This window comes from Halarsenatibacter silvermanii, from assembly GCF_900103135.1.
In the GTDB taxonomy this organism is placed as follows: Bacteria; Bacillota; Halanaerobiia; order Halanaerobiales; family Halarsenatibacteraceae; genus Halarsenatibacter; species Halarsenatibacter silvermanii.
On sequence record NZ_FNGO01000003.1, the window covers coordinates 114,676 to 134,301 of the forward strand.

18 protein-coding genes are annotated in these 19,626 nt (G+C 43.4%); 5 read left to right on the forward strand and 13 right to left on the reverse strand.

All coding sequences use genetic code 11. The annotated features are described in order from the left end of the window. Positions 1-14: 14 nt before the first annotated feature. The 8 genes from BLT15_RS02375 to BLT15_RS02410 form a co-directional block, all read right to left on the reverse strand. Positions 15-1,004: a GGDEF domain-containing response regulator gene (locus BLT15_RS02375; protein WP_089758290.1), complete on the reverse strand. Its 990-nt coding sequence runs from the start codon at positions 1,002-1,004 to the stop codon at positions 15-17. A gap of 129 nt (positions 1,005-1,133) precedes the next feature. Continuing rightward, complete coding sequence (locus tag BLT15_RS02380; RefSeq protein ID WP_089758292.1) at positions 1,134-1,346, reverse strand: flavodoxin family protein; 213 nt, start codon at positions 1,344-1,346, stop codon at positions 1,134-1,136. A gap of 177 nt (positions 1,347-1,523) precedes the next feature. Next, positions 1,524-2,543, reverse strand: coding sequence for a peptidoglycan DD-metalloendopeptidase family protein (locus BLT15_RS02385; RefSeq protein ID WP_159429773.1), 1,020 nt, complete (start codon positions 2,541-2,543; stop codon positions 1,524-1,526). Between the two features lie 253 nt (positions 2,544-2,796). Beyond that, on the reverse strand, positions 2,797-3,504 hold the full coding sequence (locus tag BLT15_RS02390; RefSeq protein ID WP_089758295.1) for a hypothetical protein: 708 nt from the start codon (positions 3,502-3,504) through the stop codon (positions 2,797-2,799). A gap of 365 nt (positions 3,505-3,869) precedes the next feature. Beyond that, on the reverse strand, positions 3,870-4,826 hold the full coding sequence (locus BLT15_RS02395; RefSeq protein ID WP_089758297.1) for a PLP-dependent cysteine synthase family protein: 957 nt from the start codon (positions 4,824-4,826) through the stop codon (positions 3,870-3,872). Between the two features lie 84 nt (positions 4,827-4,910). Further along, positions 4,911-6,449 (reverse strand): tripartite tricarboxylate transporter permease, encoded by a 1,539-nt coding sequence (locus BLT15_RS02400; protein WP_089758298.1) that lies wholly within the window; start codon positions 6,447-6,449, stop codon positions 4,911-4,913. Positions 6,450-6,560: 111 nt separating this feature from the next. After that, entirely contained in the window at positions 6,561-7,049 is a 489-nt protein-coding gene (locus BLT15_RS02405; protein WP_089758301.1) for a tripartite tricarboxylate transporter TctB family protein, read from the reverse strand. Positions 7,050-7,189: 140 nt separating this feature from the next. Beyond that, a complete protein-coding gene (locus BLT15_RS02410; RefSeq protein ID WP_089758303.1) occupies positions 7,190-8,179 on the reverse strand; it encodes a tripartite tricarboxylate transporter substrate binding protein in 990 nt (329 codons plus the stop codon). Positions 8,180-8,581: 402 nt separating this feature from the next. Between BLT15_RS02410 and BLT15_RS02415 the strand changes: the two genes are divergently transcribed. After that, on the forward strand, positions 8,582-9,376 hold the full coding sequence (locus tag BLT15_RS02415) for a nitrilase-related carbon-nitrogen hydrolase (protein ID WP_089758305.1): 795 nt from the start codon (positions 8,582-8,584) through the stop codon (positions 9,374-9,376). A 116-nt stretch (positions 9,377-9,492) separates the two neighbouring features. On the opposite strand, the gene BLT15_RS02420 is transcribed toward BLT15_RS02415, so the two are convergent. Then, on the reverse strand, positions 9,493-10,047 hold the full coding sequence (locus tag BLT15_RS02420; protein WP_089758307.1) for an RDD family protein: 555 nt from the start codon (positions 10,045-10,047) through the stop codon (positions 9,493-9,495). Positions 10,048-10,123: 76 nt separating this feature from the next. Here BLT15_RS02420 and BLT15_RS02425 point away from each other — a divergent pair, with 76 nt between their 5' ends. Further along, on the forward strand, positions 10,124-11,071 hold the full coding sequence (locus BLT15_RS02425) for an outer membrane protein assembly factor BamB family protein (protein ID WP_159429774.1): 948 nt from the start codon (positions 10,124-10,126) through the stop codon (positions 11,069-11,071). Between the two features lie 187 nt (positions 11,072-11,258). On the opposite strand, the gene BLT15_RS02430 is transcribed toward BLT15_RS02425, so the two are convergent. From BLT15_RS02430 to BLT15_RS02445, 4 genes are all read right to left on the reverse strand, one after another. After that, positions 11,259-12,986, reverse strand: a complete 1,728-nt coding sequence (locus BLT15_RS02430) for a thiamine pyrophosphate-binding protein (protein ID WP_089758312.1) — start codon at positions 12,984-12,986, stop codon at positions 11,259-11,261. 88 nt (positions 12,987-13,074) lie between these two features. Further along, a complete protein-coding gene (locus BLT15_RS02435) occupies positions 13,075-13,431 on the reverse strand; it encodes a cupin domain-containing protein (protein WP_089758314.1) in 357 nt (118 codons plus the stop codon). Positions 13,432-13,489: 58 nt separating this feature from the next. After that, on the reverse strand, positions 13,490-14,338 hold the full coding sequence (locus BLT15_RS02440) for a damage-control phosphatase ARMT1 family protein (RefSeq protein WP_089758316.1): 849 nt from the start codon (positions 14,336-14,338) through the stop codon (positions 13,490-13,492). A gap of 10 nt (positions 14,339-14,348) precedes the next feature. Continuing rightward, positions 14,349-16,226, reverse strand: a complete 1,878-nt coding sequence (locus BLT15_RS02445; protein ID WP_143422998.1) for an FAD-dependent oxidoreductase — start codon at positions 16,224-16,226, stop codon at positions 14,349-14,351. A 316-nt stretch (positions 16,227-16,542) separates the two neighbouring features. Here BLT15_RS02445 and gnd point away from each other — a divergent pair, with 316 nt between their 5' ends. The 3 genes from gnd to BLT15_RS02460 are packed head-to-tail and all read left to right on the forward strand — an operon-like array spanning position 16,543 to position 19,556. Then, complete coding sequence (gene gnd / locus BLT15_RS02450) at positions 16,543-17,439, forward strand: phosphogluconate dehydrogenase (NAD(+)-dependent, decarboxylating) (RefSeq protein ID WP_089758320.1); 897 nt, start codon at positions 16,543-16,545, stop codon at positions 17,437-17,439. Then, on the forward strand, positions 17,426-18,940 hold the full coding sequence (gene zwf / locus BLT15_RS02455; protein WP_089758322.1) for a glucose-6-phosphate dehydrogenase: 1,515 nt from the start codon (positions 17,426-17,428) through the stop codon (positions 18,938-18,940). The genes gnd and zwf overlap by 14 nt, the downstream gene beginning before the upstream one ends. Then, complete coding sequence (locus BLT15_RS02460; RefSeq protein ID WP_089758324.1) at positions 18,927-19,556, forward strand: cyclase family protein; 630 nt, start codon at positions 18,927-18,929, stop codon at positions 19,554-19,556. The genes zwf and BLT15_RS02460 overlap by 14 nt, the downstream gene beginning before the upstream one ends. Positions 19,557-19,626 lie beyond the last annotated feature (70 nt).

The window sequence follows — 19,626 nt, forward strand, 5'->3', positions numbered from 1 at the left end:
CACCCCGCAAAAAATTATTGACAAAAATCAGCTGCAAAGACCTTCACGCAGTTCCGGCCGTCATTCTTGGCTGCATATAATGCTTTATCCGCCTTCTCCAACAGCATTTCCGGCTCTCCTTCCCGACAGTAGTTTGATGCTGTCCCTCCTACGCTGACGGTAACATACTCATCGACAGGAGAGTCTTCATGCTCTATTTCTAACTCTCTGATCCCTTTACGAATTCTTTCAGCAACCCTTTTTACCCCCGTAATATCTGTCCTGGGGAGTATCGCTGCAAATTCCTCCCCACCATAACGCGCGACCAGATCTCCCGGTCTATATAATAGCTTCTCCAGCTTTTTAGCAAGTTTCTTAAGACAATCATCACCAGCCTGATGACCATAAAGATCGTTATAATACTTAAAATGGTCTATATCGAGCATTATTAGTCCCATAGAAGAATTCTCACGCCTGGCCCTTTTCCATTCCTCATTCAGCCTCTCATCAAAAAGCCGTCTATTGGCCAGAAAGGTAAGTCCATCCTGAGAGGCCAGCTTTTCCAGCTTCTTGTTGGCTTCTTTTAGCTTGCTGGTTGCCTCTTTCAGCTCTCTTTCGCGGGCATTTCTCTTCTTTATTTCTTTCCGCAATCTCAGGGCGGAAGCAACACGGGCCTTAAGCTCTATTTTGGATATAGGCTTTTTTATATAATCCATGGCTCCTGATTCGAAAGCCTCTCTCAAAGTTTGATCATCCTGTTTTCCTGTAACCATTATTATCGGAATATCCTGCATGGCCGGTTCCATTTTCAGACAGCTGCATATTTCAACTCCATTCATATCGGGCAAAACGACATCCAGCAGAATAAGATCGAGTTCGCCTGCGGCTAAATCTTTTTCCGTAATCTTTATCATAAGCTCTTCGCCATTGGTCACGAACTCGACATTTTCGTAACCGGCCTGGCGAAGGTAATTTTCCAGCAGCAATCTGATCTCGCGGGCATCATCGACGACCAGGATGTTCAAAAAATTCCACTCCTTTCCTTAAACAGCAAAAAGATTTCGCCCAAAACTTTATGTTATCAATAAGTATTTCAAGAGCACCCGAAATAATCCTGCTTAAGCAGCTTTACAATAATGATACTCATTTTATATTTATCTCAAATTTTCACTGCAGGCCTCACAGCCATTACAGCCGCGATATTTATAATTTCCTGGATTGATCACCCGGGAAATACTGGTTTTATCATCCGCCATCATTTCTGCGAATTTTCTGTATCTTTTCTCAAAGCCTTTGGCTGCTCTATGAACTAAAGCGGAGGTGTTTCCTTCTCTGCGACTGCTGCCAACAATAACAAGAACTTTCATCCGAAAATCACCTCTTGAACAATTATTTTATTATCCGGATTTGATGCAAAAATCCTGCCGCCAGGAAATTATTGCGGCAGGATTAAATAAAAATCTATAAAAAATTGTAAAGGGATTAAATTCTTTACTCCCCGGGATATCAGCTCATAAATTCAATCTCTTAAATTATAGTTTGCCTTAAGGCAGATATTCTACAGGGTTTTGTGGTTCTCCTTCTTTGATAATTTCAAAATGAAGATGAGGCCCGGTGCTCACTCCGGTATTTCCTGAAAAACTTATTGTCTCTCCCCTGCTTATCTCCTCACCAGCTCTCACCAGCAGATCCGAGTTATGAGCATAAAGAGTGGTGATCTTATCATTGTGCTCTATGATCACTGTGTAACCATAGCCCTGTTTCCAGCCTGCAAAATCTACCACACCGGCTGCCGCTGCGCTAACTTCTGTGCCTTGAGAGGCTGCTATATCAATGCCGGTGTGAAAGTCGCTCTCTCCGGAAAATGGTTCGCTCCGCGCTCCAAAGCCGGAGGTAATTCTACCCTGAAGAGGCCACTTAAAATCTATTCTTTCCAGCGGAGAAGGTTCATTTCTCCTGCTCTCTCCGGGTATTCTCAAAGTTTGACCTGGATATATAGTATTGCCTCTCATGTTATTAACTGTACTTATGCTATCAATGTCAACCTCATACTTCGCCGAAATATCCGATAAAGTTTCACCAGGTCTAACAGTATGCTTCTGAGAGTTCATCTCTATATTTGTATGATCGCCGAATATTTTTTCTCCACCCCTGCCCAGAGTCAAGCTGCTATCTTCTCGGGAAACAGGAATCTCGATTTCTATTCCGACTTCAAGATGAGTACTTTTGAGGTCATTTAGTATGATGATCTTTTCCTGAGAAACATTTTGTTCAGCTGCCAGGGTGGAAAGAGTGTCACCTCGACTCAATTCGTAAGTCTTAGTATCTAAATCAGATACAAGTTTTTTCGAAAGTTGATCACGAGTTTCCTCACCATATATACCATCAACTCCAGCAGCTGTTTCTTTCTGCAGTTTTTTTACAGCTGATTTTGTGCTTTCTTCATAAACACCGTCAGCTTCAAGATTAAAACCTATCACCTGGAGCGTGTTTTGAAGTTCTTCTACGCGGGGACCTACATCTCCTTCTCTCAAAGTCATACCAGCAGCTGACCAACTTATCACAATCAACAAAATACAGGATAAAACTGCAGAACAGAGCGGTTTACAGTTTTTATGTTTAATTATATTTTTGATTATGACCTTCATCTCTCTTATAAATAACAAAAGTGCGGATTCCCTCCCGAATAATTCTTAATAATAACTTCAAATAAGGTATTATAAATAGTAATCCCAAAATTAATTATAGACCAAAATAAAGATAAAATAAAGGAAACCCGCACTTCATCAGCTTTTTTCACATAAAAATCACAATTAATCAAGCAATCCATTTACCCAGCGGCTGCAGTATAGCCCCCAGATGAAACTCACTTATCAGCTCTGTGTCCTCATTAGCTTCTCCCCTTTTAAGCAGGGGAACGACAAAGTCAAAATCAATCCAGATCCAGTCTTTATTATCAAAATCATTGATGATATCAATCACTTCTCCGATTGAACTAAGACTCTCCAATTCAGAGAACTCTTCAGAGGTTGACTCCTCCTCTTTGAAAGATGTATTTGCCTCCTCATCAAACTCAAAAATATATTTCTCTTTCTTGTAATAATGAGGATCATAATTGGGAGGATCCTCTACTCTTTCAATACCAATCTCCAGCAAAAGTTCACCATTTTCCGATTTGACTTTTCTTATTCTTTCTTCAACGATGCTATTTTTAAGATCCTCTCGAAATTTATACCACTGCCAGCTATCATCAAGCAGTAATCCAGTCGGGGATACTTTGGATGCATCCTCTCCCAGTCCTTTTTCTACTGTCAATCCCGCTTTTATCAGTGGGCCTTCCTCTTTGAAAATATATTTGCCGAAATTGTGGACCGGCCAATCAGTTCCTGGAACCACCCACCAGTGGGTTTTCTTCAAATCAAATCTGCCATGAGTTTTTGGAGAAAGAGTCTTATTTTCTGTATTTACATAATCAGAAAAATTTTTAGCAGTTATCTCAGAAGAATTATATTTGATTGCTTTCATCTCTGTAATACCTCCCGGGTAGTTGTTCTCGACCATGACTCCAGAAAGACCTTCGACCTCATCCCCCAGTTCTCGCTGAAAATCATTGATTACTTTTCTCCCTATTAATACTTTCTATCAAAGTTTAATTAATCCTGCGTTAAAAGCAAAATATTTTAAACTAGCCGGGAAACTTCTCCCGATTCCGGACTTATAATAGACTATTTTATCGGAATTGTCAAATCTCAAGGTAATTTTAAGAGGGGATTCAAATAAAGTATATGGAGTCAGCAGAGTTCCATATCTCTAAAATAATATACCCGGGACAAAAACGTATTTTATATTTGATAAAATACATTATTAAATTGTTTGCAGTAAGATAAAATTTAATCAAAGATATAATCTTCAGTCAGATATCTATCTCCTCCATCAGGAAAAATAGTCAATACCTCAGCATCGGGTTGTTTGTTCTTTATCAGTTCGGCAGCCCGTGCATTGCTGCCGGCGCTGATTCCGGTAAAAATACCCTGTTTGGCCAGTCTTTTAGCAGCAGCTACAGCTTCATCGTCACTTATAGTCATAAATTCATCAATGATATCGAGCTCAAGAATGTCAGGTATTAATCCATCTCCTATGCCCTGCTGAATATGATGACCGGGCTCACACCCCTGCAAAACAGCCGCATTCTCAGGCTCAACTGCTACAATTCTACAATCGGGATATGTTTCTTTTAGTTTTTTTCCTACTCCTGTAATTGTTCCCCCGGTTCCGATACCGCTAACAAAATAATCTGCAGGATCGGACAGATCTTTTATAATTTCTGGCCCCGTCCTTAGCTCATGCACTTCAAGGTTATAAGAGTTGCCGAATTGATTTAACCAGAGGTGATTGGAATGTTTTTCTGCTAGCTGTCTGGCTTTTTTGAGGGAATTGTCAATGGCCTCTTTAATATTTCCACCGGGATCAGTCAGTATCAAATCAGCCCCGTAAGACTTCATGAACTCTCTTCTTTCCTGGCTCATATTTTCCGGCATTATAATTACTACATCAAGTTCTAAAACAGCTCCGACCATGGAAATACCTATACCCTGATTGCCGCTGGAGGCTTCAACCAGAACTGTATTTTTGTCTATTTCTCCGTTTTCGATTCCTTTCCTCACCATCCAGTAAGCAGTCCTTGATTTTATGCTGCCTCCCAGATTCAAAAACTCAAGCTTGCTCATAAAATCATATCCAGGTTCAAACTCAATATTGACCAGAGGCGTATCCCCAATCCCCCGCTCTAAAAGATCAAAATCAAAATTTCTGGCCCGAGCGGAATGAAGACTTTCAGTATCAGGCATTTATCCAATTTCCCCCTCGCTGATCATATTAATTTACTTAAATTTTGTTCTTCTATAAAAAATCACTCCTGCCTATCAGCCAGATCAATCGCTGACATGCATATTATAATCACTTCTGCCGTTACGCCATCTTTTATATGCAAACCATACAATTGCTCCAAAAGTTACCGCCCAAAGGACTCTGGATATATTGCTCTGAAAAAAGAAAGTATAGTCCCCTCCGGACATCATCAGAGCCTGGCGAAAACTCTCCTCGAATAAAGGCGCTACCAGAAAAGCCAGCACCAAAGGTCCGTCCGTTATTTTAAACCAGAAAAAGAAGCAGCCTATTATTCCAGATAATATCATTATTACTACATCGAATGGACGGGTCTGGTAAGCATAAGTACCCATGATCAGTAATACAGTTATGGCCGGCCATAAAAAACGAGCCGGCATTCTGGTAAGCCTGGTATAAACAGGAATCAATAATTTGCCAAATAAAAAGTTGAATGGATTAGCAAAAAGCAGGAGTAAAAACATCACGTATACTGTTTCAGTGTGGTCGACCATCACCCGGGGACCGACCGGAATGCCTTCCATCATCAAAGCCGCCATCAGCATAGCGGCTATCGAACTGCCGGGCACACCGAAGGTCAGCATGGGAATAAAAGTGGCCCCGCAGGTAGCGTTGTTGGCGGCTTCAGCAGCAGCTACACCCTCAAGCGAACCTTTGCCGTACTCTTCATCTTTTGATATCTGACCTACAACGCTGTGCGAAGTATAGGAACTGAGTGTAGCTCCGGGTCCGGGTAAAGCTCCTAGAAAAATCCCCATAAGGGTACCCAGCCCCAGCCCCTTCCAGGCTCCTATTAATTCTTTGAAGGTAAGGCCTTTTTCTTTTTGGAGTTGTTCAGTCTTGCCCTCGCCCAGCTCTTCGACGCTGGTCGGGTCTACAAACACTTTTCTCATATGCCTGATTATTTCCGGAACAGCAAAAAACCCCATCAGAAAAGGTATCAAATCAAACCCGGCTTGAAGCTGGCGAATGCCCATGGTGAAACGAAATGATCCCGTAACTATATCCCGACCTATTACAGCCAGAAAAAAGCCGACAGCCGCGGAAATCATCCCCTTCCCGGGATTATCGGCGGCAAGCAAAACCACCAGAGCCAGCGCCATAATATAAAGTGCGGTAAGTTCGGCCGGACCAAACTTAGGTGCTACCATACCTATAGGAACCACCAAAAATATAAGCGCAATATCGCTGACGCTGTCGCCAAAGATTGAGGAATAAAGAGCCATCTGCAGGGCCTTGCGGGTTTTGCCTTTTTTCGTCAAACCGTAACCATCAGCCACGGTAGCAGCTGCCCCTGAAGTTCCGGGTGTGGCAAAACTGATTGCAGTTATTGAACCACCATAGGTCCCGCCTTTATAGGTGCCTATGAGAAGACCCATGGCCTGATGAAAAGGAATGACCAGCGTGAGAGGTAATGCTATGGCTATGGGAAGGGTATGAGCCAGACCGGGGATAGCACCAAAAGAAATTCCTATTACAACACCGAGAAGTATGAATAAAAAAGTGTCAAGTGAAATTACCAGTCCGATAGCCGCCATCAAAGCGTCCGGATCAAAAAAGGTCATTTACTCGCTCCTCCTCTTATATCTTATGTACATAACTTATCATTCCTATTTTCGTCAATAAATCAATTTTAAATTCTTCAGGTAAGATAAGTTCAATATTTCATTTATGATTTAAAATAATAAATTAGGGGGGAAATAAATGTCCAAAAACACTACAAAAAGACCATATAAAAGCGCTGTTATACTTGCCGAAATTACTAAAGACAGCAACAAACGCTGCGAGAGCTTAACGTCTCTATCCCTTCTGCTGCTGTCCAAATATTCAATTAAAAACCAGAGGGCAGTGAGTGTCAATGAGGTAGCTACTACCATACCAATGTGCAAAACTCCCATGTAATAAATATACATCAAAAAACCTACAGCTATTACCGAGAAAAAAGTGAAATCTCGATCAAGATTCACGTCTTCTTCTCTGCTGCGAAATAGATCCTTGGTGAAAATTATTATTCCGCCTATAATAAATAACAGCTGAGATAAACGAGGCATAAGAAGCTCTTCAAACAAAAGCTGCATCTGAAAAGAGTACAAAAAAGTGCTCAGACCAAAGATTGTAAGTGCTATTCCTACAATTCCTTTGATTGACAGCATGCCTGCACTCATATATGTTCACACCTCAGTTTAAATTGAAGCCCGGGATAATCAACCACAACTGATATCCCGGGCCTGAATTTTTATTCAAATTAAGTCATCAAACGAGCTAAAATAATCACCTTTTATCAGTGGACGGGTTTTTACTCAGCTTAATTCTGTTCCTCAAGCCAGGCTTCGTAATCGGGAAGTACATCTTCAACTAGCTCATCAAAATATGACTCTGTCTCTTCAATCGTATGCGGCACAGCCACTACACCCATTTCATCCATATCTTCCTGAAAGTCCTCGCTTTCGATAACTTCGCGGATAGCAGCATTCAGCGCTTCTCTCACATCCTCATCTATGCCTTCTGGAGCCAGAGCCGAAAGCGAATGAGGCTCTGCGTAATCTACTCCTACATCTCTCATATGAGGGACTTCAGGAATGGCATCGACAGTTTCTGCCATCTCCGAGGTGTGTACAAGGATTTCAAGTTCATCATCTTCATAAAGCGGGAGGGCTGCAGCCAGAGAAAGATGTCCTGCCTGCACATGTCCGCCGGCGAGATTGGCCTGTACATCTGCTCCGCCACCCAGATTTACATAGCTATAATCCAGCTCATCGGATGGCAGCAGCATCTCGAAGGCATAATGCATGGGATGATTCATCGCCTGACCACCCACAACTGTTTGACCGGGATTTTCTTCTATATGTTCCACCAGCTCATCATAGCTGGCAAAGGGCTGTTCGACAAGAGCGGCAAAGACAAAAGTTGGACTACCCATGGTGGCTACAGGATCGAAGTCTTCAAAATCATAGCCGACGTCCCTGGTTGCTGGATCGAAAAGCTGTGCAGGAGGATGAGCCCAAAAAACTATGTTTTCCTCCGGATCGGAATCGGCTACATGATAACCTGCCTCGGTAGCGTCACCGCCGGGCATATTCGTTACATCAACTTCAATTCCCAGCTCCGTGAGTCCTTCCGCCATATGACGGGCGGTGATATCATGAGAACCGCCAGCATCATAACCTACTATGAAATCAAAACTTTCCCCTTCAATCTCAGCCCAGGGTTCCTCAGCAGCAGCTTCATGACCTGTCAACAGCATTCCAGCAGCCAGAACAAGCACCAGCAGAGCAAAAGCGCATCTTTTTACCATATTAATGCCTCCTCTTTTAGGATTTTGAAAAATATTCAAACGAACAATTTTAAACTCTTTGAGTTGAAATAGTGAGCTAATTTCAAAAATATTCCTTTTTAAATACTATCATATATTTTTTATATTATCAAGCTAAATTATAATAATATTAAAGAATAATCGTGGTTAACTTCGTGTTTTTATTATCAAAGTTAAGTTTCTTTACAATGTTTTATTGTCATTAAAAACTTCTGCAACCATTGTAATATAATTATGATCATAATAACAGTTATTCAGGGCTTAGATACCTGTATACATATATATTTTCATTTTGAAATTTTTTTACATGATTATCAGCAGGAATGGCGACGGCAGTCAGGAAATAATATAATCACACTGGATTATATCAGGGAGGTAAAATAAGTGAAAATCGCAGCTGTGCAGCCAGAATTAGATCCGGCTATGAACAAGAGTGAAAGAATAGAAAAAATCGGTGAGCTTATCGAAGAAGTGGAAAATTATGATCTTATAATTTTACCCGAACTCTGGAACGTGGGATTTTTCTCATTTGATGAATACGATGAAAAATCAGAAACACTGGAAGGTAAAACAGTTAAGAGTATGTCTGTCAGGGCTCAAGAACTCGAATGTCATCTGCTTATGGGGAGTTTTGTAGAAGCAGATGAGGAAAATGAATTATACAATACATCTGTTCTTCTAGATGATAAAGGAAATGTTATGACAACGTATCGGAAAATACATCTTTTCGGTTACGAATCGCGCGAAACGGACATTTTATCTCCCGGCAAAGAAATAAATGTTGAAGATATCGGGGCCAATAAAGTAGCCCTCAGCACCTGTTATGACTTGAGGTTTCCCGAGCTGTACAGAATTCAGCTTGAGCGGGGGGCTGAATATATGCTGGTCGTATCAGCCTGGCCCAGGGAGCGGGTTGACCACTGGCAGCTGCTCTGCCGAACTCGCGCCCTGGAAAATCAGTCCTATTTAATTGCGGCCAACTGCGCAGGCCGCAGCGGCGGCGTAGAAATGGCCGGAAATAGCCTCATTATAAGCCCCCGGGGAAAAATACTATCGAAAGCCGGCCGGGGCGAGGAAATCATCAAGGCTGAATGTCCTCGAGATGAGGTTATAGACTTTAGAGATAATTTTCCGGCCGTCACTGACAGAGTGTATACCTGTGAAAATCAAAAACAGTGAATTCACACATAAATCTATCTGGAGCTTCTCTATATCAGCTGGTCTTAAGTAATCCTGAGTATACAGTGCATATATGAAAATTTAACCAGCTGTTTCGGAGAAAAATCATCTGTTTCTTATCTGTCTTTAATGACATAGGTTCCAGAGATGATATCGTGAAGTCCTCGTTTTTTGCCGTGAAAAGCCACCATTATGAATCCTATCATCAATAAAAAACCACTGAGAATATATCCTATGTAGCGTAAAACTCCTCTGCCAAAGGTTATCGCCCCACCACTTTTGGTTATTATTCTTATATTCATGATTCTTTTGCCCGGGCTTTGACCATGCCAGTTGACCCAGAAGAGAATTATAATAATGGGCAGTCCCAGAGTAGAAAATAATTGTCCTGCAAAGGGATCAACGGTCACTAAAAAAGTGCTTATTAAATAAACCGGTCCTCCCAGCACCACCCCATCTATGAGGTATGCTGCCAGCCTGATCCAAAAACCTGCATAAGCAGGTTCCGAGCTTTTTTCCTCTCTATCATAAGCAAACTCTGTTTCTGCATAATCAAAATCTTCATCATGGTCAAAGTTCGGTTCATTTTCAGCCATGGCCGCTTCAGCTCCGCACTCGTGACAAAACCGGGCTTCATCTTTTAGCTCTGCTCCGCATTCCTGACAGTACATTGAAAAATTACCTCCCAGCTGATTCTTTGACTATCTAATCAGATTTCAAAATCATGTTAAGAAGGAGTTGACAAATTTGAAAGAAATACTGGGCTTTCGAAATAAATTATCACTCATTTTTATTGCATTGGTGGTAATAATCGTACTTTATTCCGGTCAGACCTCAGGAGAAGGATCACCACTTCCAGCAGAAGAATGGAGAATTAGCATCAGAGATTTTGAGTTTACCGCCCTGGCTTCCACAGGCAAGGGAGAAGTTTATGCCGGAAGCACCGAGAATTATATCAGAAAATTAAATGATAATGGTGATCTTATCTGGATTTACACAGAAGCTGAGGGAGTTATATCCTCGCTGGCCGCAGATGAAGATGGTAATATCATAAGCGGCAGCAGCGCCGGCATCGCTCGGAAGCTGAACACCAGCGGAGAAAAACTCTGGAGTTACGATCTGCACTGGTCCGCTATTGAGACCGTGTCCGCAGACCGGGAAGGAAACTTTTACACCGGCAGCCGGGATAACGCGGTCAGAAAATTAAACGCTGATGGTCACAGACTCTGGTCATCTCATCTTCATACCTCCACTGTACAGGCTCTCGTCACAGCCGAGCCCGATAAGATTTTCAGCGGCAGCAATGATAGGACCCTGAGAAAGATCGATGGAGACGGTAAAGAGGTCTGGAAGTATGATGTTTACTGGGGGAGTTTAAAAGCTGCTGCAGCCGATGATCAGGGCAATGTTTTCACCGGCAGCCGGGATAATCTGGTCAGAAAAATCGATTCAGAAGGGACCAGACAGTGGAGTTTCGACGGCCATAGATCTACCATCAAAACTTTAGCAGTGGATAAAGAGGGCTTTATATATTCCGGAGATTCTAACGGTAAAATATTCAAACTCTCTCCCCGGGGCGAAAAAATCTGGTCTTTTGAGCCCCACAGCTCCGCTGTCAACGATATTGTTGTAGATGAAAATAAAAATATATTCACGGCCGGCCAGGATGGGGTGCTAATAAAATTTTCTCAGTGATTTACTGCCGGCCTGTGAGTTATTTTATGGATCTTCTTGTCATCAGTTGGTAAATTGGTGTGTCAAATAATTGCGCTCCCTTGGCAAAAGCCTGTCCCTGAGCACAGGCTCAGGCCGGCACATCCTGAGCCTGGTGATCTTATGCATTACCTATCAACTGACAGAAAGAAGATCCTATTTTATTACCTTAATTTTTCCACCAGCGCCCATCATCCAGGTGATCCATATCGGGCTTATGATCAATTTTGCAGTCTACAACCGCCGGTTTCCCCTTTTTATTGGCTTCCATAGCCGATTTCAAAGCCGGTCTGAGCTCATCCGGATCTTTGACCGAAATGCCATGACAGCCAAAGCTTTCAGCTGTTTGGGCCAGATCAGGCTGAGCCTGGAAGGATGTTGAAACCGTGGGAAACCCGGCTTTCTGCTGCTTGGCCCTTATCCAGCCCAGGCCTTTGTTATTCAAAACAAGCCAGGTGCAGCCAGCTTCATACTGGACTGCAGTGGCCATTTCCTGCATATACATTTGAAAAGCTCCATCTCCGGTTATACAGAGAACAGGTCTTTCCGGCCTGGCCAGATGGGCAGCTATTGCTCCTGTAACCCCCATGCCCATACAGGTTTGTTCTGCTACCGGTATACATCCCAGTATGCTCTGAACTCGAAAGTAAGGGTAAAAATAAGACCAGATATCCTGACTGCCGTTCTCGTTGACAAGAATAGCCTCAGGTCCAAAAATCTCATCAGCAGTCTTCACTACCTCCCGGGCCAGAAGCGGATAACTCAGCTCGGAAGTTTCCTCTTTCACCTGAACTGCGAACTTTTCTTTTGCCATTGAAACCTCTTCTGCTATTTCAGCTTTTTTCTCCTGCAGTCTTTCCATCATCTGAAGATTTTCATTCTGCAGCCGCTGATGCTCATCTAAAAGCTGAGACAGCACCTCCTTAACGTCTCCAGCCAGATGTATGTCCGGCCTCCAGCTGCGGCCCTGCGACTCGGGCTCGATATCAAGCTGAATATATCTGGCATCTTCGGGAAAATGTTCCCAGTGCCCAGTCTGAAAAGCTTCGTTGCTGCTGCCAATAGTAATCAGCAGATCAGCCTTCTCGTAATATTTACGGGCAGGTTTGGTCCGATATCTGCCAGAGACCCCCAGAGCAAGTTCATGATCTTCAGAAATTAATCCCCTTCCACCGGGAGTGGTCAAAAAGGGAAGACCATAAGATTCTACAAAATCCTTTCCCTGCTCAAATGCCCGGGCAAGAACTGCCCCATTGCCGAAAATAGCAACGGGTTTTTCCGCCTTTACGAGGGTCAGGGCTGCCTGGCGAACATCATCTCTGGCCGCCGCCGGCCTGGCCTCTGTTACCCGGGTTTGATTTTCCACCAGCTCCTGATCGAGATTCCAGTTCTCCGGTTGGCCTTTGAAAGGTCCTGAACCCATAATATCGTCAGGTAGATCGAGATAAACCGGGCCCGGGACGCCGCTCAACGCTTTTGTAAAAGCTCTTCTCAAATACCAGGGAAGAAGTTCTGCCTCCTTCACCTGAGCACTCCATTTACTCACCGGTTCCATCATCTTGACCTGATCGCACTCCTGAAATTCTCCTCGACCGTGAGTAGCTACAGGAGCCGAATGACATAGAGCCACTATCGGTGTGCAGCCCGACAGAGCCTCAAGCATTCCCGGTGTCAAATTAGCAGTGCCGGGTCCGGCCGAAGCCGAAATAACGCCTGCTTTGCCGGTCAAACGGCTGTATGCCATCGCCATGAAAGGAGCCGAACTCTCGTGCCGAAGATTTATCGCCTGTAATCCGGCCTGATCCGCCAGCATATTGACATAACTATCTCCCAGACCGAAAACAGTATCAACTTCCTGTACTTTAAGAAGTTCTATTAGAAGCTCCCACGGGTCCATATCATAATCCTCCTCTAGAAGATAATCGTAATTTACAGCTTTTTTATCTTCATTCCTGGACCGAGAAAATTCTAAAGTGAAAATTTAATTAAAAACTATCACCTTCGGGAGGAACTATGCACATAAATTCAAATTCTTCTTTTCCTCTATTTTCAAAATTGTGAGTTAGTCCGGCCGGCACAAACACATAATCATCCCGGCTTAATTCATGAGTGTCACTTTCTGTAACTACAGCTCCTTCCCCGGCCAGAATATAAACCCAGTGAGGCCAATCATGAGAATGCTGAAAAGTTTGACCGCCCTCTCCCAGGGTGAAAACTCGCATGACATGACTGTCCCAGTGGTCCTCCGGTGAAAATACAATTCTTTTTTTGGTATTGAGCGCGTGATCCTCATCTACCTGACCTGCTTCCAGCTCTTTTCTGTCACCTACCACGATATCCATGTTTTTGCCTCCTTTTTATTATCAGCCCCGTTAAATATTTGAAAACTCTCTCCTTATATCAATCATTCAGGAAAAATGCCAGCTCACCTTCATCAATTCCGATCAGATCAGAAACCGGACCACATTTGGCTTTGAGAAGATGAAAAATCTCTTCGTCTTCCTCGTAAAGACCTTCCAGATTACCCATACCTTTGGCCAGACGGAGATCTGCTTTTCGATAATAATCCTGAAATTCTTCACTCGTGTAATCCAGCATGGTGCCGGATGTCGGCGAACCGCTGGAAATGACCCGGGCATAATTATCGATATTCAGCATATCTGCCTCTTTCATGGTTATATCATTGATAGCCGGTCTATCTCTGACAGCATATGTTATATCAACTATCTCCTGAAGCTCCTCCAGCAGAAGCTCATCGAATACAGCCTCACCGGCATTATCGGCCAGAATGAGAATATTTTCAGCCTTTTTGAGTTTTTTCTTAAATAACCCGTAGTCACTGCGTACAAATACTCCTTTTGAAATCTCTCCCAGATTGCTTTCTATATCAACCTCCAGCCCTACACCTGCATCAATTGAGTTACCGATCGCTGATATGAGCAGAGCAGAAAATAAAGGATCCTCGGCCTGAGCGATAATTTTTTTAAATTCAGGCAGCAGCGATCTGGAAGTCTCGATATTTTTTCTTTTGTAATCAGCATAAGGATCGCTGACACCGGTTTTTTCCTCGATAACATCATGCATCTCGATAACTACTTCCAGCGTCTTGCTTTCCTCACCAATTTCCGGAACCATTTCGGCATAAGTGTCGATTATCTCCCGAATAATTTCCCTGTCATCCGAAGCCAGCTGAGCTGATTCCAGAGTCTGATTGAATAGACAGGGAAAGCATTCCAGCTGTATATTCATGTTGTTTGAATTACCTCCCCTGCAGTTCGGGTACGATAGTTTCAAAAAACTCCAGTAAAATTTGATAGGATGCCTGCCGGGTCAAAACATCATTTTCAGCTACCCTGGCAGCCGTATCTCTATCCATAAACAATAATTCAGAGATCACTTTTTCCATACTTGAAGATAGACCTAGATCTACTCGAGCTGCGGATAGCAGCGAGGATAATGAAGCTTTAGTCAAATGCTCGGGCCTATCTTCTTTCCCGGGAAAATTTATATTTTCAATTTTCTCATCCAATTCATAGCCGAATTTTGGCCCCGCCCTAATCAGGGCTGTTTCCAGCAAAGAAACAAATTCCGAATCGGGCATGGGTTCTTCAAAACCGAACTCATTATCGTAACCAGCCTGGATTAGTCCAAGACCATTGATGAAGCGGATGCCCTCCAGAGCCCAGCTTTCTTCCCCTGCAAAAGAATAATCTTCCCAATCCAGATAAGCTCCCCGTGAGATCAGTTCACTTTGAAGCCGAGCTATTTTGTCCTCATCGACGGCCATCTCGCGAAAATTTAAATCGCCCGAAAGAGAAATATCTCCGGCGACCCCGGCAGCTTCCCCAGAAACCATGCCCACCGGAATAACCCGGGCAGAACCGTGAGCCTGTGAACCATAACTGGCAGACTTGCCAACAACCAGCAGCCCATCTATCTCTTCGGGAACTAAAGCCTGAAAGGGAATGCTGTATTGAGCGGGGTTAAAAAGCACCAGATTGGGAGCTTCAGGAGAAGTCCTCTGTATATCCACTGGATAGGACCCCATACCTATCATGTCGTCAAAAACCCGATGTTCTCTGGCATCATTTATATCGAGTCGCTCTATTCCCTCAATCTGACGGTCCTGACGAATGTAAAGCTCTTCGGCAATTCCAGCTAGCTCAACCTCTGAAAAACCGGGTACATTCTCTCTGATATGCTCGACCAAATATTCCAGCTCACGAAAGGCTTTTAACCTGCCCTCTGCCCGTGACTCCTGACAGAAAGGATCAACATCAGGTATCTGCAGAGCATTTATCAAAACCCTGTCGCCGCTTTGTCGGCCCACATTAAGACCGCGGACCCTGATGTCGGGATGGCGGTTTTCGTAGGTCTGCATCTCATCCCAGAATCCCCAGAGCGATCTGTGATCTCCACCGGTATGAGGATCGCCATCGGCTCGCAGATGTTCAAGAGCTTCATGCCAGTTTACATTATCAAGCTGAAATACCAGGGTTGCAGCCTGGAAATTATCGGAAAGTCCAATATCTTCCATACCCCGGATGTAAGGGACGCCAGCCTGTGCTGCCAGCCGGGCCCCCTGGCTGGCATCGATAAATCTCTCAGCGGCATAATAATTCCTCTCTCCATCTCTTTTGTTCTCTGTAATTATGCCCACAATCCGTCCATCTTCTAACACAGGTTCCTGAAGCTCTTCCTGGTTTATCCAGCTGAGCTTTTCTTCCTCCCGAATCATCCTTCTAAAAACCCTGAGAGCGGTGGAAGTATTGAAAGATATCCCCTCCAGCTGGTGATAAAATTCTGCGAATAGCCCCTGTGTAAGCAGATCGCCTTCGGGGTTAAAATTCATATCTATAGTATTTAAACCTCCCTGGACCATCAAGCCCCCCGGCTGACGTCGTTCACCAATCAACAGTGTTTCCCGGCCGCTGCGGGCGCTGGCCACTGCAGCCGCTATTCCTTCCGGATCCAGGCCCAGTACAATGATTTCATGCTTTTCATCGAATTCAGCCGCTTCAAAATCAGCTTCTCCAGCTTTGACTGTATTACCGTTAAAAATATCCCCCTCTAAAAGTGCCGGTCCTGCTGCTATAATGATCGATACAACCCCCAGCAGTGCAAAAAGCAATAACATTTGATTAGGGTTTGGAAATTTCTTTTCCTTAAACAAATACAATCACCTCGAAAAAATTAGTGAGTCCCTTTATAATATTTCTCCTCAATTCAACAGAGTATCTTTCAAACTAACAAATAAATTCTACAACAGCCAGCAAATCTCCTTCTTTTAAGTTTACCAGGGACGGCTCAAAAATTAGCCGACAATCATTACAACACTGTTAAATGATTACTTAAAAATTTGCTGGTAATTCAGTTATATTTTTATTGGATAGCTTTCTGGAGTCGAAATTATAAAATTATTTTTCCAAGGAACTCGACAGGAGGGATTTAATTTGAAAGCTGGAATAGTGGGCTTGGGTAAAATGGGGAAAAATCTGGCCCTGAATATGATGGATAACGGACATGATGTTGTAGCCTATAATCGAACTCCGAAGAAAGTAAAAAACATTGAGGAGAAAGGAGCAGAGGGTGCTTACAGCCTGGAAGGGCTGGTAGAAAAGCTCTCGCCTCCCCGGGTTATCTGGGTGATGGTCCCCGCCGGAGACCCTGTACATGATATAATTACCCGGCTGTCTTCTCTGCTGAAAACAGGAGATGTGATAGTCGATGGTGGAAATTCTCATTTTAAGAAAACCCTGGAGAGAGATCAGATGCTGGGGGATAAAGGTATTGAGCTGGTCGATGCCGGAACATCCGGTGGGGTAACAGGAGCACGACATGGAGCCTGCATGATGGTAGGAGCATCGGAAGATATCTATGAGTACCTGGAACCACTTATTGATGATATCACCGTGGAGGATGGCTGTATTCACACCGGTACAACCGGCAGCGGTCATTTTGTCAAAATGGTCCACAATGGCATCGAATACGGAATGCTGGAGGCTATAGGTGAAGGTTTTGAAGTTCTGGAGGCCAGCGACTTCGATCTGAATTTTGAAGATATAGCCAGGGTCTGGAATAACGGATCAGTGATCGAAAGCTGGCTGATAGAATTGACCAAAAATGTCTTCGAGGACAGAGGAAATCTTGAAGATATCAAACCTGTCATAGACTCTTCCGGCGAGGGCAAATGGACAGTGGAAGAAGCAATAGATTTGGGGCTCTCAGTGCCCGTGCTGGCTGAGGCTCTTATGGTAAGATATAGCACCCAGCAGGATGAAAACTTTGGCGCAAAACTGATAGCAGCTCTCAGAAATCAATTTGGAGGGCATGACGTTGAAAACAAATAAGACACCCGAAAATTTACAGCTAGTTATTTTTGGGGGGACCGGAAATTTAAGCAGGAGCAAATTGTTCCCCAGTCTTTACAGCCTTTTCAGACGGGGTAAACTACCCGAGAATCTGACCCTGCTCGGTCTGGGCAGAAGGTACAGCAATGAATCCGAATATTTGAACGCTCTCTCCCGGAAAGCTAAAAATGTACTGAGCAATTACAGCAAAGAAATCTGGCAGGAATTCAGCCGAGATATTAGCTATCAACGCTTTGATTTTCGCAGCCAGGATTGCTATCGAAATCTGAGAAAAAAGCTTAAAAAAGCTGACGATTCTTCAGCTTCTCTGACCTCAAATCTAATTTTTTATCTGGCAGCTGCTCCCCAGCATTTCGGAACCATCACCGAGTTTCTGGCTAAATACGGACTACTAAAGTCGGAAGAGGAAAGCTGGCCCAGGGTGGTATTTGAAAAACCCTTCGGATATGATCTCGATTCCGCCGTAAGATATAATAATCAGGTCAGAAATTTTGTGCCTGAAGAAAATATTTACAGGATTGATCATTACCTGGGTAAACAGATGATTCAAAACATCTTTGTCATCCGCTTCGCCAATGCTCTTTTTGAACCTGTATGGAATCGGAATCATATCGATAATATTCAAATAATCTCAACAGAAAAAAGTGGAGTTAAAAAACGGGGCAGATATTATGATGAAGCGGGAGCAATGCGCGACATGATGCAGAGTCATCTGCTGCAGATGCTGGCTATGGTGACCATGGAGCCGCCGGTTGATATGACGCCTGAATGCATAAGAAGAGAAAAAATTAAAATTTTTAAATCTCTAGCTTCACCTAATCCTGAAAATATAGAAAATGAACTCGTTCTTGGACAGTATGTTTCTGGCAGCATCGAAGAAAAATCCGTTCAATCATATCAAGATGAACCCGATATAAGAAAAGATTCCCTTACCGAAACTTTTGCAGCTCTCAAACTTCAAATCGACAGTCTCAGATGGCAGGATGTGCCATTTTATCTCAAGACAGGAAAAAGGCTGGGGGAGAAGAGAGCAGAGATAATAGTAGAGTTTGAACCTTCTTTTCATCCCGCTCTGGAAAAAAATCTGAATCCGGACAATTCCAATATTCTGAGAATGACCGTCCAGCCCAAAGAAGGAGTTTCTCTGCAGTTCAACGCAAAAAAACCCGGGAAAAAGCATAAGACAGTTCCGGTAAATATGGATTTTTGCCAGAACTGCAAAAAGAATTTCAATTCACCTGCGGCCTACGAAGAGATTTTTACCGGGCTTTTCCGCGGTGATCAAAGCCTTTTCACCCACTGGCAGGAAATCAAGCACTCCTGGCAGTTCATAGACAGCGTGAAAAAATCAGCAGAACAAGCAGATATCCCGATTATCAGTTATGACGCAGGCACCAGAGGACCGATTGAGGCTGATAGGCTTCTTGAAAAAGATGGAAGAGTATGGTGGGATGAGGTGAAAAGTTATGAAAATATATGATATTTCGATGACTATAGATTCAAAAATGCCGGTTTACAAAGGGAGAAAAAATAAAAAACCTGAGTTCAAAACTATCAGCGATCACAAAAGCGATACCGTCCATGAAAGTGAAATAACACTCAATATTCATACCGGCACCCATGTAGATACACCTCTGCATATGCTTCCCGGCGGAGCTGACACAACACAGCTGGAAGAAGAGTTCATTTTTTCCTGCCAGGTGGTGGATTTGACCAACGTAAAAAAAAAGATAACTGCCGACGATCTAAAATTTCACAAAGTGAAAAATTCCGAGTTTATACTTTTTAAAACCAGAAATTCCAGGCCGGGTTATCTGAAGAAAAACCCCAAAAATTTCGTATATGTCGCGGAGGGTGCAGCTCTAAAACTGAGCGAGATCAATCCTGAAGGCGTGGGAATTGATGCGCTGGGAATCGAAAGAAATCAGCCGAATCATCCCACTCATCGGCTTTTATTACAGAATAGTATTATTATTTTGGAGGGGCTTAGGCTGAATAATATTCCAGCCGGGAGCTACCGACTGATTCTTGCCCCCTTGAAACTCAATAATCTGGAAGGGGCTCCGGCCAGAGCTTTATTAATGACAGAAGAATAATCTTAATTCAGCAGAAAAATTTGGTATTTAAAAAGCCCGACCGCGGGAAATGACTTCCTGAGGCCGGGCT

Bases quoted from the DNA above. Each gene is read 5' to 3' on its own strand.
- BLT15_RS02380 (WP_089758292.1), bottom strand. From the start codon at position 1,346: ATGAAAGTTCTTGTTATTGTTGGCAGCAGTCGCAGAGAAGGAAACACC.
- BLT15_RS02390 (WP_089758295.1), bottom strand. From the start codon at position 3,504: ATGAAAGCAATCAAATATAATTCTTCTGAGATAACTGCTAAAAATTTT.
- BLT15_RS02395 (WP_089758297.1), bottom strand. From the start codon at position 4,826: ATGCCTGATACTGAAAGTCTTCATTCCGCTCGGGCCAGAAATTTTGAT.
- BLT15_RS02400 (WP_089758298.1), bottom strand. From the start codon at position 6,449: ATGACCTTTTTTGATCCGGACGCTTTGATGGCGGCTATCGGACTGGTA.
- BLT15_RS02405 (WP_089758301.1), bottom strand. From the start codon at position 7,049: ATGAGTGCAGGCATGCTGTCAATCAAAGGAATTGTAGGAATAGCACTT.
- BLT15_RS02410 (WP_089758303.1), bottom strand. From the start codon at position 8,179: ATGGTAAAAAGATGCGCTTTTGCTCTGCTGGTGCTTGTTCTGGCTGCT.
- BLT15_RS02420 (WP_089758307.1), bottom strand. From the start codon at position 10,047: ATGTACTGTCAGGAATGCGGAGCAGAGCTAAAAGATGAAGCCCGGTTT.
- BLT15_RS02430 (WP_089758312.1), bottom strand. From the start codon at position 12,986: ATGGACCCGTGGGAGCTTCTAATAGAACTTCTTAAAGTACAGGAAGTT.
- BLT15_RS02435 (WP_089758314.1), bottom strand. From the start codon at position 13,431: ATGGATATCGTGGTAGGTGACAGAAAAGAGCTGGAAGCAGGTCAGGTA.
- BLT15_RS02440 (WP_089758316.1), bottom strand. From the start codon at position 14,338: ATGAATATACAGCTGGAATGCTTTCCCTGTCTATTCAATCAGACTCTG.
- BLT15_RS02445 (WP_143422998.1), bottom strand. From the start codon at position 16,226: ATGTTATTGCTTTTTGCACTGCTGGGGGTTGTATCGATCATTATAGCA.
- BLT15_RS02460 (WP_089758324.1), top strand. From the start codon at position 18,927: ATGAAAATATATGATATTTCGATGACTATAGATTCAAAAATGCCGGTT.